Here is a 19,193-nt window from a genome sequence, read left to right as displayed (position 1 = left end):
CTATTTAGGGGGATAAATTTATGAAAGTTAATAAAGTTGAGAAAATCTATCCATTGTCAAATATGCAAAAGGGGATACTGTTTCATGCTATTGAAGATAAAAATTCAGATGCATATTTTGAACAAATTATATTAGATATAAAAGGTTATGTAGATGAAACTATTTTTGAGGAAAGTTTCAACGAGATTATGAAACGGCACGAAGTGTTAAGAGCATCATTTAATTATAAATTGGACGAGCCATTACATGTAATATTAAGGGATAGAAAAATTAAGTTTAGCTATAATGATGTAAGTGATTTAGATTTAAACACTAAAGATTTATATGTGGAAAAATATATAGTAGATGATAAGGTGAAGGGCTTTGACCTAACAAAAGAAACCCTTATGAGAATTTGTTTGATCAAAACAAATGATAACTCATATAAAGTAATTTGGAGCTTTCATCATATATTACTTGATGGTTGGTGTATTGGGATTATATTAGATGAGTTATTTACTATCTATTCACATAATATGAAAGGTGAAGAGCATCAATTAGAAGATCCTAGACCCTATAGTGATTATATAAATTGGCTAAATAATCAGGATAATGAAGAAGGATTGAAGTATTGGAGTAAGTATCTGGAGGGGTATGAGTTAAATGCTACCCTCCCTAAATTTAATAACTCTAGTGCTGGAAAGTATCAGAGAAGAGAAAAAGTGATAGAGTTTTCAAAAGAGTTAACTGATAAGATTACACAACTGGCAAATAAAAATAACGTCACCTTAAATACAGTGATGCAGAGTATTTGGGGGCTTATTCTAGCGAAGTATAACAATAGTGAGGATGTTGTTTTTGGAACAGTTGTCTCAGGCAGAGATGCAGCTGTAGAAGGTATAGAGAATATGTTAGGTTTATTTATAAATACAATACCAACTAGAATAAAGCTGCAAAGTGAAAAATCATTTAAAGAAGTTTTAAAAGCAACTCAACATGATGCAATAGAGGGTAATGATTATAATTATATTAATTTAGCCGAAGTTCAAGCTCTTAGCAACTTAAAAAGTAATCTTATTGATCATATATTAGTATTTGAAAATTATGCTATTGATGAAAAAGGATTGGAAGAAAAGGAAAGTGGATTAGGGTTCGAAGTTGTATCTGTAACCGACGAAGAGAGAAGTAATTATAGCCTAAGCCTTACTTTAGGAATAGGAGAGAAATTGAAACTAACAATTGTATATGATGAAAATGTATATGAAGAAAGACTAATCAATAATCTAGAGTGTCATATTCAAAATGTAACGAAGCAAGTTATCGAAAATGATGCTAAGAAATTGATCGATATAGATTTAATTTCAGAAGAGGAAAGAAACATTCTTCTTTATAAATTTAATGAAACAACCGTTGAATATCCTAAAGATAGGTTGATACATCAATTGTTTGAGGAACAGGTTGAGAAGACACCTGACCGTGTGGCAGTTAGCTTTAAAAGTAATAACCTAACTTATAGGGAATTAAATGAAAAATCAAATCAAATAGCTAGACTACTGCGAGAAAAAGGCGTTCAATCAAACACAATTGTAGGAATCATGGTCGACCGTTCTTTAGAAATGATTATAGGAATTATGGGGATTTTAAAATCCGGAGCGGCTTATTTACCAATTGATCCTGAGACTCCTAAAGAGAGAATTGACTACATGTTACAAGATAGTAATGTAAAATTTTTATTGACTCAAGATAGATGTATAAATCAACTTAATTTGAATGTGGAGTTAATTAATTTAGATCAAGAGAATTTTTTAAGGCTAAGTACAGATAATTTGAATTTGATAAATCATTCAAGTGATACAGCTTATATCATTTATACTTCAGGATCAACAGGAACACCAAAAGGAGTAGTTATTCCGCATTATAGTGCAATTAGAGTAGTTAAGAATACAAATTATATTGAAATTAATGAGAATGATACGATACTACAACTTTCGAATTATGCTTTTGATGGGTCTATATTTGATATTTATGGTGCGCTTCTAAATGGTGCAAAGTTAATAATGGTTGAGAAGGACACTGTATTAAGTCTTGTTAAACTAGCTAAGTTAATAAAGGAAGAACAAATAAGTATTATGTTTATTACCACAGCTTTATTTAATGCGCTTGTAGATTTAGAAATAGATTGTTTAGATAAAATAAGAAAAATATTATTCGGTGGTGAAAGAGTTTCAGTTTCACATGTGAACAAAGCCCTTGAGAAATTGGGCAAAGATAAAATTATTCATGTTTATGGTCCAACTGAAAGCACGGTATATGCTACTTATTATTTTGTTAATGAAGTAACTGAGGTTATCCCAATAGGAAAACCGTTAGCAAATACTTCGGTTTTTGTAGTAGATAAAAATTCTAACCTGCTTCCACTTGGTGTGCCTGGAGAACTATGTATTTCTGGAGACGGATTAAGTACAGGGTATTTAAATAACGAGAGATTAACAGTTCAGAAATTCGTTCCAAATCCGTTCATTCTAGGAGAGAGAATGTATCGAACAGGAGACCTTGTGAGAATGCTACCTGATGGAAATATTGAGTTTTTAGGAAGAATTGACCATCAAGTGAAAATTCGTGGTTTCAGGATTGAACTGGGTGAGATAGAGAGTCAACTTCTAAAACATAAGGAAGTAAAAGAAGCTGTTGTTATCGCAAGAGAAGATAGTAATAATCATCAATATTTATGTGCGTACTTTACTTCCGAAACATCGAAGGGCGAGACTAGGGTTCAAGAAATTCGAAAGTTTTTGGCAAAAGAGTTACCAGAGTATATGCTTCCTGCTTTTTTTGTTCAGCTAGACAAGCTACCACTTACTACAAATGGGAAAGTGGATCGAAAGGCTTTACCAAGTCCTGATGGAAGTTCGGTTGCAGGAGTAGTAGAGTATGAGGCGCCAAGGAATACAGTCGAAGAAAAGCTTGTATCCATTTGGCAAGATATTTTAGATATAGAAAACATAGGAATTCAACACAACTTTTTTGAAATTGGAGGCCATTCACTGAAAGCGACTACGATGGTTTCTAGAATCCATAAGGAACTTATGGTGGAGCTACCTTTACGACAAATCTTCCAAACACCTACTATAAAAGGAATTGGAGAATATATTGACTCTACGAAAGAAAGTGTATATGCATCGATCAAAAAAGTAGAAGAACAGGATTATTATCCGCTCTCATCTGCCCAAAGAAGACTCTACATTTTAAACAAAATAGAGGGTAGCGGAGTATCTTATAATATGCCTTTCGCTATGAAAATAAAAGGTGATTTGGATGTTCATCAGCTTGAGAATGCATTCTATAAACTAATCGAAAGACATGAGGCCTTAAGAACTTCTTTCGTAATGGTAGATGGTGAACCAGTTCAAAAGATTGAAAAAGAGATAGATTTCCAAGTGACGTATAGAGAAATGGGTACCAATATGCTAGATGATATGATTAATGGATTTGTTAAACCGTTTGATTTGGAGAAAGGTCCTCTTTTACGGGTTGAAATTATACATGTCACAGATGATGAGCACGTGATGTTCCTAGATATGCACCATATCATTTCAGATGGAGTTTCAATGAACATTTTAAATAGAGAGCTCTGTAAACTGTATGAAGGGAAAGAGTTATCCCCATTGGACCTACAGTATAAAGATTATGCAGTATGGCAAAAAGACTTGTTTACTCAAGAGGAAATGAAGAAGCAAGAAGAATATTGGATAAATGTTTTTAAAGAAGAAGTACCTATTTTAAATATGCCAACAGATTATAAAAGGCCGCCGACACAAAGTGTTGAAGGGGCTCGAAGAAGTTTTGAAATAGATAGTGAGTTGACAAAGAACCTTAATAGAATTGCAAAAGAAAATGGGGTTACCATGTATATGCTTCTGTTAGCTGGATATACAACTTTACTTTCAAGATATACGGGTCAAGATGATATTGTGGTAGGATCTCCAATTGCAGGAAGAAGCCATCATGATTTTAAAAATATTGTCGGAATGTTTGTGAATACCCTTGCGATGAGAAATTATCCAAATGAAGATAAAACATTTCGTAATTATTTAAGAGAAGTAAAAGAAAATGCATTAAAGGCTTATGAAAATCAAGATTATCCTTTGGATGAACTGGTTGAAAAGCTGGACTTACAAAGAGATATGAGTAGAAGTGCATTATTTGATACGATGTTTGTGCTACAAAACTTAGATACCTCTAATGAAGAGATTAAAGGGTTAAGTTTTGAAACATATGATAGTGAACTTAATATAGCAAATTTTGATTTAACATTATCAGCAGTAGAAACTAATAACATCATAAAATTTGATTTAGAATATTGTACAAAATTGTTTAAGAAAGAGACAATAGCTAAAATATCAGAGCACTTTGTTAGCATTTTAAGAGAAATTACTAATAATCAGGAAGTTTGTTTAGGTCAAATAGATATGCTTTCGGGAGAAGAAAAGCACATTCTTTTGAATGAATTTAATGAAACTTATATGGATTATCCAAAGAATAAAACCATTTATCAATTATTTGAGGAGCAGGTAGAGAGAACTCCAAACAAGGTTGCCGTAGAATTTGAGGGGCAACAAGTTACTTATAAGGAGCTCAATGAAAAATCCAATCAAGTAGCTAGAGTACTTTATGATAAGGGTGTTCATCCAGAAATGATTGTAGGAATTATGGTGGAACGTTCTTTAGATATGATTGTCGGTATCATGGGTATATTAAAATCAGGGGCAGCGTATTTACCAATAGACCCTGAATATCCTGAAGAGCGAATTAAATATATGGTAGAAGATAGTAACGCAAAATTCGTATTAACGCAGACTCATTTATACGATAAACTTCATTTTATCAATAATGAATGTATAACTAAAATCTCAATTAATGATGAAACAATAAAAAATCAAGAGCAAATTAATATGGAAAGGCGTAATAATAGAAATGATTTAGCCTATGTCATTTATACGTCTGGTTCCACGGGTTTACCAAAAGGGGTGTTAGTGGAACATCATTCCTTAGTCAATTTATGTAATTGGTATGTAGATTTTCATAAAATAACAGAAAGAGATCGAATTACAAACTATTTGAAAGTCTCATTTGATGCATCTATTGGAGAAATTTTCCCTTGTTTAATCACCGGAGCTACTTTGCACGTTTTAGGCAAAGATATGAGGCTTGATCTAGATAAATTAAATGAATATATGAATAGTAAAGACATAACAGTTGCAACATTCCCATCTAAGGTAAGTGAACAATTTATATTACAAGATAATCATTCTTTAAGAATGTTAGTATCCGGTGGCGAAAAGTTAATTTTAAATAAGAATACTCGCTATCAACTTGTAAATGCCTACGGTCCAACCGAAAATACAGTAGTAACTACAAGTTTCTTAATGAATAACAATGATGATAATATTCCAATTGGAAAACCGGTGTATAATACTAAAGTTTATATAATAAATAAGTATAATCAGCTTTGTCCAATTGGAGTAACAGGAGAGTTATGTATATCTGGAGTTGGATTGGCAAGAGGTTATTTAAATAATCCAGCCTTAACTGCCGAGAAATTTGTGGGAAATCCTTTCGTCAGTGGAGAAAAAATGTATCGTACAGGTGATCTTGTAAGATGGATGCCTGATGGAAATGTTGAATTCATAGGAAGAATTGACCATCAAGTAAAAATACGTGGGTATAGAATAGAACTTGGTGAAATAGAGAGCCAGTTGTTAAAACATCAAGATATAAAAGAGGTCGTAGTAGTAGCAAAAGAGGATAAGAAAAATCATACGTATATAAGTGCTTATATTGTGTCTGAAAAAGCAATATCTTCAGCCAAGATAAGAGAATTTTTAGAAAAGGAACTTCCTGATTACATGATTCCCTCTTATTTTGTTCAACTTGACCAGTTACCACTTACATCAAACGATAAAGTGGATCGAAAAGCACTTCCAGAGCCAGATAGAAGTAGTCAATCAGGGGTAGAATATGAGGCACCAAGAAATGAAGTTGAAACACATCTTGTTGAGATTTGGAGGGATATCCTAGGCATAGAGGATATAGGGATAAATCATCATTTCTTTGTATCAGGTGGAGATTCTATTAAGGCTCTGCAAATTGTGTCCAGGTTGTCTAGAATAAATCTTAAGTTAGAAGTGAAAGATCTATTTGCAAACCCTAAAATTAAAGATCTTAGTAAGTATGTAAAAAAGCAAAACAAACGGTTAAAACCTTATGAAATAGTTACAGGAGAAGTAATATTATCTCCAATTCAAAAATGGTATTTTGAGAAAAATAAAGAAGAACTAGATCATTTTAATCAATCATTTATGCTGTTTAGGGAAGATGGATTTGATCAAAAGAGAATAGAGAGAGTCTTTAATAAGATATTAGAGCAGCATGATGCCCTTAGAATGATTTATAGAGAAAATGATGGAGAGATCATTCAGTATAATAGAGGCTATAAGGATAACCTCTTTGATTTATACGTTCATGATGTTGAGGGAGTAGAGAATAAGGAAGAGAAAATATATGAATTAGCGACAAATATCCAAAAGAAATCTTCCATCAAATATGGTAAACTCGTTAATCTTTGTTTATTTAAAACGAATCAAGGTGATCATCTGCTTATTACCATTCATCATCTTGTAGTAGATGGAGTATCATGGAGAATAATATTAGAAGATTTTGAAACTCTATATTCTCAGGATTTAAGAGGTGAGAAGTTAGACGTTGGATTCAAGACTGAATCCTTTAAAGAATTTTCCTCTAAGCTGAGGGAGTATGCTAGTAGCAATAAATTATTAAAGGAAAAAGAGTATTGGCAAGAGATAGCAAATACTGAGGTTGCATTTATACCTAGAAAAAAAGAGCTCAAAAGTGACACATTCGAAAATAGTAAAACAGTTAGTATTTCTTTAAATAAGGAAAAGACTATAAGTTTATTAAGAAAATCCAATAGGGCATACAATACAGAAATAAATGATATATTGTTAACTTCCTTATTATTAGGTGCTAGAGAGATAACAAGTGAAAATTGTATAAAAATAAATATGGAGGGACATGGAAGAGAAGATATCTTAGAAAATGTAGATATTAGTAGGACTGTAGGTTGGTTTACAACTATGTATCCAGTACTTATAGATTTAGGCAATGAGACCGATCTTGCTACTAATATAAAAATGGTAAAAGAAACTTTAAGGAAAATTCCTAACAAGGGAATCGGATTTGGTATACTAAAATATTTATCAAAAGAGAAGTATCTATTAAATGAACAAAAAGCACCAATTTCATTTAACTATTTAGGTGAAATGGATAATGATGTTAACAGAAATGAATTTTCTGAATCAAAATTTTCTTATGGGGAAACAATTGGAGGAAAGATTTCAAGAAATAATTCGATAGAAATTAATTCGATAATTATTAATAATGAATTGGTTATAAATACTACCTTTAATGAGCTAGAGTTTGATGAACTAACAATCAGGAAATTAAATGATAAGTTTAAAGAAAGTCTTGAAACTATAATTGATCATTGTGTTAGTCAAATAGAGGTGGAAAAAACGCCTTATGACTATGGGGATACTAAATTAACTCTAAGTGAACTTAAGGATATTAAAGAAAAGTATAAAGATTTCGAAATTGAAAAGATTTACCCGTTAGCAAATATGCAAAAAGGAATGCTGTTCCATGCTTTGGAAAACAAAAATTCAAAAGCATATTTTGAACAAACTGTCATGGATATAACAGGATACGTTGATGTAGAGATATTAAAAACAAGTTTTAATAAAATCATGCAAAGATACGAAATACTAAGAGCATCATTTGAATATGAAATAGTTGAGGAGCCTAGACAAATAATAATAGCGGATAGAGAAATAGGTTTTCAATATTGCGATATAAGTGAAAGAGGAACTATAGAAAAAGAGTTATTCATAAAAAATTATAGAGAAGAAGATACAGAAAAGGGATTTAACTTAAGTAAAGATACTTTAATGAGAGTATGTTTGATTAGAACAGATGAAAACTTATATAAATTGGTATGGAGTCATCACCATATTTTATTGGACGGTTGGTGTCTTGGAATCGTATTAGGTGAGTTATTCACTGTATATGGAAAATTAATAAATGGTGAAGAATATGAGTTAGAAGAAACGAAACCTTATAGCGATTATATAAAATGGCTGGAAGAGCAAGATAAAGAAGAAGGTAAAAGTTATTGGGAGCAATATTTAGATGGTTATGAAGAGAAAGCGCAAATACCAAAATTACAGATTACTAAGAATAATAGTGAGTATTTAAGAAGAGAAAAAGTAATTGAATTTTCGAACGAACTAACAAATAAGATTACACAGCTTGCTAATAGGAATAGCGTAACCTTTAATACAGTATTCCAGAGTATTTGGGGTATTATTTTGGCGAAGTATAATAATACAGACGAAGTAGTATTTGGAACTATTGTATCGGGAAGGGAAGCACCAGTAGACGGAATTGAAAAGATGATTGGTTTATTTATTAATGCCATTCCAACTAGAATAAACCTTGGAAAGAATCAGAAGTTTAAAGAGGTTTTAACGGTTGTACAGAGTGAAGCTATAGCTAGCAATAATTATAACTATATGAATTTAGCTGAAGTTCAAGCAATGAGTAAATTAAAGAATGATCTTATTGATCATATAATTGTGTTTGAGAACTATGCTGTTGATAAACGTATTGCTGGAAATGAAAAAATGGATATAGGTTTTGAGGTAGAAGATATACATGCAGAAGAGCAGAGCAATTATAGTTTTAGTATTGCTGCAACTCCAGGTGAGAAGTTAAATTTAGTTTTAACTTATGATGGCAATATTTATGATGACAAAATAATAGATAATATCGAAATGCACATTAAAAAAGTAACTGAACAAGTGATTGCAGATGAGAATAAGAAAATAAATGAAATAGACATAATTTCAGAAGAAGAAAGAACAACTTTATTGTATGAATTTAATGATACAAAAGTAGATTATCCAAAAGAGAAGACGATACATCAATTGTTCCAAGAACAGGTAGAAAGGACACCTGAAAATATTGCAGTTGTGTTTGAAAATCAACAATTGACTTATTGGGAACTTAACGAAAAATCTAATCAAGTCGCTACTCTGCTAAGAGAAAAAGGTGTGAAATCTAATACTGTGGTTGGTATTATGGTTGAACGTTCGATTGAAATGATAGTTGGTATGATGGCGATATTAAAAGCCGGGGGAGCATACCTTCCAATTGATCCTGAGTATCCAGAGGATAGAAGAAGATATATGTTAGAAGACAGTGGTATAGAAATATTGTTAAAACAAGAAAATAAACATGTAGATTATGATTTAACTTGTATTGATATAAATGTACAAAAGATTAAGGATAGATTTACAGAAAACTTGCCTAGTCTAAATAAGTCCTCTGACATGGCTTATATAATATACACTTCAGGTTCAACAGGAAAACCAAAGGGTGTTATGGTGAATCATAAATCTATTCTCAATACGTTATGTTGGAGAATAGAATCATATCAATATAGTGAAAGTGATATTACGTTACAGATGCCTTCTTTCTCTTTTGACAGCTCTGTTGAAGATATTTTTACTACTTTGCTTTCTGGAGGTAAATTAATTTTAATAGAAGATATAAGAATGAATTTCAGTAAATTTATAAATATTATTCAAAATAATAAAGTAACTAATTTGTTAGCTGTTCCAAGCTATTATAATAATCTATTAAACACTATTGATAAGCCTTTAGTAGATTTGAGATTTGTGACAATTGCAGGTGAAGGTTTTAATGAAAATCTAATTACAAAACATTTTCAGAAAATGCCTCACGTAAAATTGTTTAATGAATATGGTCCAACAGAAAATAGTGTTTGTTCTACAATATGTGAATTAAAACAGGAAGATCAGAAGGTACTTATTGGTAAACCAATAAGTAATAACAGGGTTTATATCCTTGATATGGAAAATAATTTATTGCCATTAGGAGTTGCAGGTGAACTTTGTGTAAGTGGGGAAGGTTTGGCACGTGGTTATTTAAACAGACCAGAGCTCACAGCGGAGAAGTTTGTTCCAAATCCATTCATTCCAGGGGAAAGGATGTACCGGACAGGAGATCTTGCAAGGTTATTGCCTAATGGGAATATCGAATTTTTAGGTAGAATTGACCATCAAGTGAAAATTCGAGGTTTCAGGATTGAACTAGGTGAGGTAGAGAATCAACTTTTGAAACAGAAAGAGATTAAAGAAGCCGTTGTCATCGCAAGAGAGGATAATAATGGTCAACCATATTTATGTGCTTATTTTACGTCTGAAACACGTAAGAAAGAATCCATATTACAAGAAATTCGGAAGGTTTTGGCGCAAGAGCTTCCAGAGTATATGATTCCTGCGTTTTTCGTTCAGTTGGATAAACTGCCACTTACAGCAAATGGAAAAGTGGACCGAAAGGCCTTACCAGAACCTGATGAAAGTGCAGTTGTGGGAGTAGAGTATGAGGCACCAAGGAATGAAGTCGAAGAAAGACTTGTATCCATTTGGCAGGAAATTTTAGGAGTGGAAAAAATCGGTATCAACCAGCACTTTTTTGAAATAGGAGGTCATTCTCTTAAAGCAACTACGATGGTTTCTAAAATCCATAAGGAACTTATGGTGGAGATACCTTTACGACAAATCTTCCAAACACCTACTATAAAAGGGATTGGAGAATTTATTGACTCTACAAAAGAAAGTGTATATGCATCGATCAAAAAAGTAGAAGAACAAGATTATTATCCGCTTTCATCTGCCCAAAGAAGACTCTACATTTTAAACAAAATAGAGGGTAGCGGAGTATCTTACAATATACCGTTCGCCATGAAGATAAAAGGTGATTTGGATGTTCAGCAACTTGAGAAGGCTTTCCATAAATTAATCGAAAGACATGAAGCTTTAAGAACTTCTTTTGTAATGGTAGATGGTGAACCAGTTCAAAAGATTGAAAAAGACATAGATTTCCAAGTGATGTATAGAGAAATGGGTACCAATAAGCTAGATGATATGATCAATGGATTTGTTAAACCGTTTGATTTGGAGAAGGCTCCTCTTTTACGGGTTGAAATCATACATGTTACAGATGATGAGCACGTGATTGTATTAGATATGCACCATATTATATCAGATGGTGTATCAATGGGGATCTTTACACAGGAATTAGCTGAGTTATACAACGGGAAAGAATTATCTCCATTAAGCATTCAATATAAAGATTATTCTGTATGGCAAAGAGAATTGTTTACTCAAGAAGAAATGAAAAAACAAGAAGAGTATTGGATGCATGTATTTAAAGAAGAAGTACCAGTACTAAATATGCCGACAGATTATAAAAGACCGCCAATTCAAAGTACAGAAGGTGACCTTGTACATTTTGAAATCGATAGTGACACATATGTTAATCTTAAGAAGATGGCGAAGGAACATGGTGTGACGCTGTATATGCTTCTGTTAGCGGGATACACAACACTGCTTTCAAAATATACGGGGCAAGAGGAAATCGTAGTGGGATCTCCAATCGCAGGAAGACCTCATGATGATTTGAAACAGATTATGGGTATTTTTGTTAATACTCTTGCGATGAGAAATTATCCAAAACGAGACGTTTCATTCCAAGATTATTTAAAAGAAGTTAAAGAGAATGCTTTAAAAGCCTATGAAAATCAGGATTATCCATTTGATGAATTAGTTGAAAAATTAGATTTAAAGAGAGATATGAGCAGAAGTGCTTTGTTTGATACAATGCTCGTCTTACAAAACTTTGACTATGATGATTTTGAAATACAAGGTTTAACTTTCTCACAATATCAAATGAAGGCGCATGTTTCTAAATTTGATTTAACACTTACCGCTGTTGAAGAAGAGCGTAGTATCAAATGTGTATTAAATTACAGAACTAAATTATTTAAGAAGGAAACTGTAGAAAGATTAGCTAAACATTTAATCCAGGTTTTTAAAGAAATTATTGAGAAGCCAGAACAAAGCATTCAGGATATTATGTTGCTTTCAGAAGAAGAAGTGCAGATGCTATTGCAGGATGATAAAGATACAAAAGCTGATTATCCGAAAGATAAAACAATTTCACAATTATTTGAGGAACAGGTGAAACGAACACCTCACCATGTAGCCGTGATATTTAAAAATCAGAAACTTACGTATCTGGAACTGAATGAAAGAGCGAATCAAATGGCAAGGTTGCTTCAAGAAAAAGGAGCAAATCCAGGGATAACAGTAGGTATGTTAGTGGAAGAATCTCTTGAAATGATTATTGGAATTATGGCCGTATTAAAAGCAGGAGCGACTTACTTACCAATAGATCCTGAACAACTGGATAAAAGAACGAATGTCATTTTAAAGGATAGTAATGCTAGCCTATTGATAGTAAAAGGAGAAAGGAAAGAAACTCTCCAATTTAATGGAGAAATAATCTCCATGGAAGATGATTCTATAAAAGAGAGGGATACATCAAATTTATTAGTCAATTATAAATGGAATCATAATGCGTATATCATCTATACATCAGGTTCGACTGGTACACCTAAAGGTGTATGTGTTCAGCACAACAACGTTGTAAACTATATGACTTGGTTTACAAAGAAAGCGAATCTAAAAGAAACAGATAAGGCAATGTTAGTATCTTCCTATGCATTTGACTTGGGCTATACAAGTCTATATTCATCACTTTTAAATGGATGTGAACTGCATCTCGTTACAAAAGAAGTATATACTAATGCTCAGAAGGCATTACAGTATATAGAAGAACAAGGGATTTCTTATTTGAAATTAACACCGTCTCTCTTTAACGTCTTGGTGAATGATCCGAGTTTCTCAAATAATCAAAGCTGTAAAACTTTGAGATTAGTCGTGTTAGGTGGAGAGAAAATCAATCCAATAGATGTTGAAAAATTCTATACACATTACCCAAATCATGCGGTAATGAATCACTATGGACCTACAGAGGCGACAATTGGTTCGGTATATCAAGTTATTGAATATGATACAATGGCAGCTTTCAAAGAATGCCCTGTGATTGGAAGACCAATTCAGAATATGAAGGCTTACGTAGTGGATCAACAAATGAAACTTGTCCCAGAAGGTATTTATGGTGAATTATGCTTATCAGGAGATGGCGTAGCAAGTGGATATTTAAACAGAGCAGATTTGACAGAAGAAAAATTTGTTCAAAATCCGTTTGAACCAAATAAAAAAATGTATCGGACAGGGGATCTTGCTCGAAGACTATCAGATGGTAGAATTGAGCTTGCAGGTAGGATTGACGGTCAAGTGAAAATAAGAGGTTATCGAATTGAAACAGAAGAGATTAAGCGTCATTTAGTTAAACACGAACAAATTAAAGAAGCATTCGTGATTGATCGAGAAGGTCAGGACGGAAGAAGATATCTATGTGCATATATTACGTCCCAGAGGGACCTATCATTTGAAGAATTAAGAGCGTACTTAAAAGTAGAAATCCCTGAATACATGATTCCATCTTATTTTGTTCAGATGGAGCGTATTCCACTTACGGCAAATGGAAAAGTAGACGAAAAAGCCTTACCAGAGCCAGATGTGAGTAAGGGAGTAGATTATGAAAAACCAAGAAATCAGGTAGAAGAAAAACTTGTGAAGGTATGGGAAGATATATTAGGAGTCAAGCCAATTGGGATTAGCCATAACTTTTTTGCTTCGGGTGGAGATTCTATTAAAGCTTTACAAATTATCTCACGTTTATCACGAGAAGGTATCACGTTAGAGATGAAAGATCTATTTACCTATCCGGAAATCAAGTTTTTAAGCAACTATGTCAATATTGAGACAATACAAGAAGGCTCTTATGAAATTGAAACAGGAGATGTGTTGCTCACTCCAATTCAAAAAGCGTATTTTATGAATGGAAAAGAAGAAGTAAATCATTATAATCATGCAGTTATGTTGTATAGAAAAGATGGATTCCGTGAGGAAATGATAAAAGAAGTTATGGAAGCAATTTTTGTACATCATGACGCATTACGAATGATTTATAAAGAGGAGAATAATGAAGTACTTCAATTCAATCGAGAAGTGGAAAAAAATCAATTTGGTTTTAATGTTTATGACGTTTCGAGAGAAGATAATCCAGATGTGAAAATTCAAGAACTTGCGACAATATTCCAGAAGAAAATTGATATACAAGAAGGACCTCTTGTAAATGTAGCACAGTTTAAGACGAATGTTGGAGACCATCTGTTACTTATTATTCATCACCTTGTGGTGGATGGAATCTCTTGGAGAATCCTATTTGAAGATTTTGTACTTGGATACAGCCAGCTACTGAAAGGCGAGCCAATAGCGTTTTATCCAAAAACGACTTCTTATAAAGAGTATGCTACTCAGCTCAACGAGTATGCTAAGAGTGCAAAAATCCTTAGAGAAAAGCAATATTGGGTGAACACATTAAAGGATAATGTTAACTTTTTAGAGAAAAAAGAGGAAGTTGGACTATTCCGATATGAGGATAGTGATACTTTTAGTACCGCTCTCGGAATAGAGGAAACAAGCCGATTGTTAAGAGAAACAAATCAAGCATATCATACTGAAATCAATGATTTACTGATTAGTGCTCTTTTAATAGCTACAAGGAGAGTAACTGGTGAAAATAAAATTAGGATTAGTCTAGAGGGCCATGGTAGAGAACGGATTATAAAAAATGTAGATATTAGCCGAACAGTTGGATGGTTTACAACCAAATATCCTGTATACATCAATTTAGGAGATGAAAAGGACCTTTCAATGACTATTAAAACAGTGAAAGAGTCTCTTAGAAGAATTCCGAATAAGGGAATAGGCTATGGGGTTTTAAAACAATTGAGTGGAGATCCAGATTTATGGAATATTGAACAGCCACCTATTTTGTTTAATTACTTAGGTCAAATGGATGCAGATCTCAATAATACAATCTTTTCTTCTTCTTGGATATCGGCAGGAGAGTCGATTGGAGGTAAACATACAAGAGAAACACCTATAGAAATGAATGCTATTGTCTTAGATGGAAAGCTCACTATTGATACGACTTATAATACAAAAGTATATGCAGAGGATGTCGTAGTGGAGTTTACAGAAGCTTTCAAGGCTGCTCTTCTTGATGTAATCCATCATTGCATTTCTAAGGAACAGGCTGAAAAAACACCATTTGACTATGGAGACAAAGAATTAAGCTTCGAACAACTAGAGGAAATCAAGGCGAAAAATAGGTGGGGAGAAATAGAAAAGATTTATCCATTAGCTAATATGCAACAGGGTATGCTATTCCATGCATTAGAAGATCCACAATCAGGTGCATACTTTGAACAACTTGTCATTGATGTCAAAGGGTTTATTGATGTCAACTTATTCGAGGAAAGCTTGAACGATATTATGAAAAGACATGAAATCCTTCGGACAGCAATTGAATATGAAATTACAGAACAACCAAAAAATGTAATTATAAAAGGTCGAAAGATTGGCTTTAGATATCGAGATATTAGACAGCAAGGAATAGATCAGCAAAAAGAAAGTATAACAACCTACATTGAACAAGATCGAGAAAAAGGTTTTGATTTTAGTAAAGATGTCTTAATTAGATTGGAACTTATTCAAACTGATGATAAGGCTTATACAATTATATGGAGTAATCATCACATCTTGTTCGATGGATGGGGCAGAGGTATTATTTTGGGAGAATTGTTCCATATCTATGGAAACAAACAAGTAGGACAGTATCCTAATTTAGAAGAGCCAAGACCATATAGTGATTATATTAGATGGTTAGGAGAACAGGAAAAAGAAGAGGGAATTCAATATTGGAAACAATATTTAGCAGGATATCAAAAACCTGCGAAAGTTCCATCGTTCAAAATTGATAGTACAAGAGAGTACCATGGACAAGAGACGCTCATTGAATTTTCAAGGGAACTTACGAAAAAAATGACTGAATTGGCTAATCAAAATAATGTTACGTTAAACACTGTGCTACAAACTTTATGGGGGATTATTTTAGCCAAGTATAATCATACAGACGATGTTGTATTTGGTTCTGTCGTTTCTGGTAGAGATGCAAAAGTAGCTGGAATTGAAAAAATGGTTGGATTATTCATTAATGCAATTCCAACGAGAATTAATATAAAAGAACAGAAGAGCTTTAAAAATATTTTAAAAGAGGTACAGCAACAAGCAATAGAAAGCCAAGCATACAACTATATGAATCTTTCAGATATACAGTCTCTTAGTGATTTGAAAAGGGATTTAATTGATCATGTAATGATTTTTGAGAATTATGCACTTGATGAACGTTTACTTCAGGAAGAAGAAAGTAAGAGTAGTTTCGTGTTTAAGGATATTAAAGGGATTGAACAAACCAACTATGGATTTACAATAGTTGTCGTTCCAGGTGAACAGCTTGTTCTCAAAATATCATATGATGGAAATCTCTATTCAGAAAAACTCATCCAGAACATAGCAAATCATCTAAAAAATATTATGGACGAAGTTGTGCAAGATGAAAATAAAAATGTGAATCAATTAGAAATCCTTTCAAAAGAAGAAAAGCATTATTTCTTGAATGAGTTTAATGAAACAAAGGCAGAGTATCCAAAAGAAAAAACAATTCATCGCTTATTTGAAGAACAGGTAGAACGGACTCCAAATAAGGTAGCTGTGGTATTTGATAAGCAGCAACTTACTTATAAAGAACTTAATGAAAAATCTAACCAAATAGCTAGGCTACTCCAGAATAAAGGAGTTCAACCAGACACAGTTGTAGGTATCATGCTTGAACGTTCTCTAGAGATGATTATAGGAATTATGGGGATTTTAAAATCTGGAGCAGCATATTTACCAATAGATCCTGAATATCCTGAAGAGCGAATTAAATATATAGTAGAGGATAGTGGAACAAATATAATACTTACAAAAGGTAAAGATGCAGTGAGGTTAAGCAAAGAAATAGTATTTTTAGATGAAGAGTATAATCATTATTCTACTGAAAATATAAAAGTAACAAGTAATACTAACAATCTGGCTTATATGATTTATACTTCGGGTTCTACAGGTATGCCAAAGGGAACTATGCTTAAGCAACGAGGCCTAGTCAATTATATAACATGGGCGAATAAGGAATATGTCAAAGGAGAGGCCTTAGATTTTGCCTTGTATTCATCTTTCTCATTTGACCTTACAATTACATCATTATTCACACCATTAATTTCTGGAAATAAAATAGTTATTTACAATAATGATGGGGATGAACCAATTATAAGAAAAATCTTTAAGGATAATAGAGTAGGTATAGTAAAATTGACACCATCCCATTTAAGGTTGATAAGAGATATTGATAACAGCAATTCAAGTATAAAACGATTAATAGTGGGTGGAGAAGATTTAAAGACTGAGTTAGCAAGAGAGATTTTAAAAAGTTTCAATCATAATGTTGAAATCTATAATGAGTATGGTCCAACAGAAACAACAATTGGCTGTATGATTTATAAATATAGCCTTAATGACGATAAACACATATCGGTACCTATTGGGAAGCCAATTGATAATGTTCAAATTTATATATTGGATGATAATCAAAAGATATTACCAGTAGGAATAGAAGGAGAACTTTATATAAGTGGAGATGGTGTTGCTACAGGTTATTTAAATAGACCTGAATTGACAGCAGAAAAATTTATATCAAATCCATATGTACCTGGAGCAAAGATGTATCGAACAGGGGATCTTGCAAGATGGTTGCCTAGTGGAAATATCGAATTTATAGGCAGAACTGACCATCAAGTCAAAATTCGTGGTTATAGAATTGAATTAGGAGAAATAGAGAATCAAATTCTAAAATTAGATAATATAAAAGAAACAAAAGTTGTTGCAAGAATAGACGGTGAGAATAGTCAGTATCTTTGTGCATATGTTGTTTTAGAGAATAAAGAAAAAGCAATTACTGTTACAGAGATGAGAAGATATTTATCAAAAGAACTTCCAAATTATATGATACCGGCATTTTTTACACAGCTTAAGGAATTGCCGTTGACAACAAATGGTAAAATAGATATAAATTCATTACCAGCACCAGATGGAAATGTCCAATATGGATTAGAATACGAACCGCCAAGAAATGATTTAGAAGAAAAAATTGTTAGCATATGGGAAGAAATTTTAAATATCAAAAAAATAGGTATGAATACTAATTTATTTGATATCGGAGCGAATTCTTTAAACGTTATGACATTTGTTTCAAGGATAGTTGCAGAGTTAAACTTTAGAGTACCGTTTAAAGATGTATTTGATAAACCTACAGTCCGAAGTTTTTCAGCGTTCTTAGAAGGTGCAAAAGAAATGTTAAAGGATTATACAGAGGATTGTATTCAACTTAGTAGCTCAACAAGCACCAATAAAAAACTATTTTGTTTCCCACCTGCTGCTTCAATAGGAATAGCATATATGGGGCTAGCAAAGCATATTGAGTCATATTCGGTTTACAGTTTTAATTTTATTAAATCTGAAAATAGAATTGCACAATATGTTAAAATAATAAAAGATATTCAATCAGAAGGACCGTACACATTAGTGGGATATTCAGCTGGTGGAATTCTTGCATTCGATGTGGCAAAAGAATTGAATAGACAAGGTTTTGAAGTAGAAAATCTTATTCTTATTGATTCAAAATACCGTACGATTGTAGAACAGAATCTTTATACAGAGGAAGAGTGTAAGAGAGAACTTCATGAAAAATTCAATCTGAAAAAATATAAAGATTTAGAAAAATTAGCTAGTGATTATTTGATAGAATTAATTATGAAGTCTTATATGTATGTACAGAGTACAACAACAAATGGCAGTATTGATGGAAATATAAGTTATATAAAATCAGTAAAAGAAAAAGAAGATGAAAATAATTTACTGTGGGAGAATGCTACTACGAAGAATTTCAGGATAATTCAAGGGTACGGAACCCATATGGAAATGTTATCAAATTCAAAGCTAGATATTCTTAAAAAGAATGCTAATATAATAAACGACATATTGGCGTTTGAAACAGTTTAATTTTTGAGAATTGGCATTTCTTTAAAGAAATGCCAATTTTCTTATTTTGATGACTTGTAAATTAAAGAGAATAAGCGC

At 32.5% G+C, this 19,193-nt stretch carries 1 protein-coding gene; it reads left to right on the top strand.

Annotation, left to right across the window (positions count from 1 at the left end):
* Window positions 1–20: 20 nt before the first annotated feature.
* Complete coding sequence (locus MHB52_RS17885) at window positions 21–19,115, top strand: non-ribosomal peptide synthetase (RefSeq protein ID WP_325859129.1); 19,095 nt, start codon at window positions 21–23, stop codon at window positions 19,113–19,115.
* Window positions 19,116–19,193: the final 78 nt, after the last annotated feature.

The organism is Bacillus sp. FSL K6-0073, assembly GCF_038006085.1.
Taxonomy (GTDB): domain Bacteria; phylum Bacillota; class Bacilli; order Bacillales; family Bacillaceae_G; genus Bacillus_A; species Bacillus_A cereus.
Note: the sequence above shows the minus strand (reverse complement) of the source record. Positions and strands in the feature narration are given on the sequence as shown.

Bases quoted from the DNA above. Each gene is read 5' to 3' on its own strand.
- MHB52_RS17885 (WP_325859129.1), top strand. From the start codon at position 21: ATGAAAGTTAATAAAGTTGAGAAAATCTATCCATTGTCAAATATGCAA.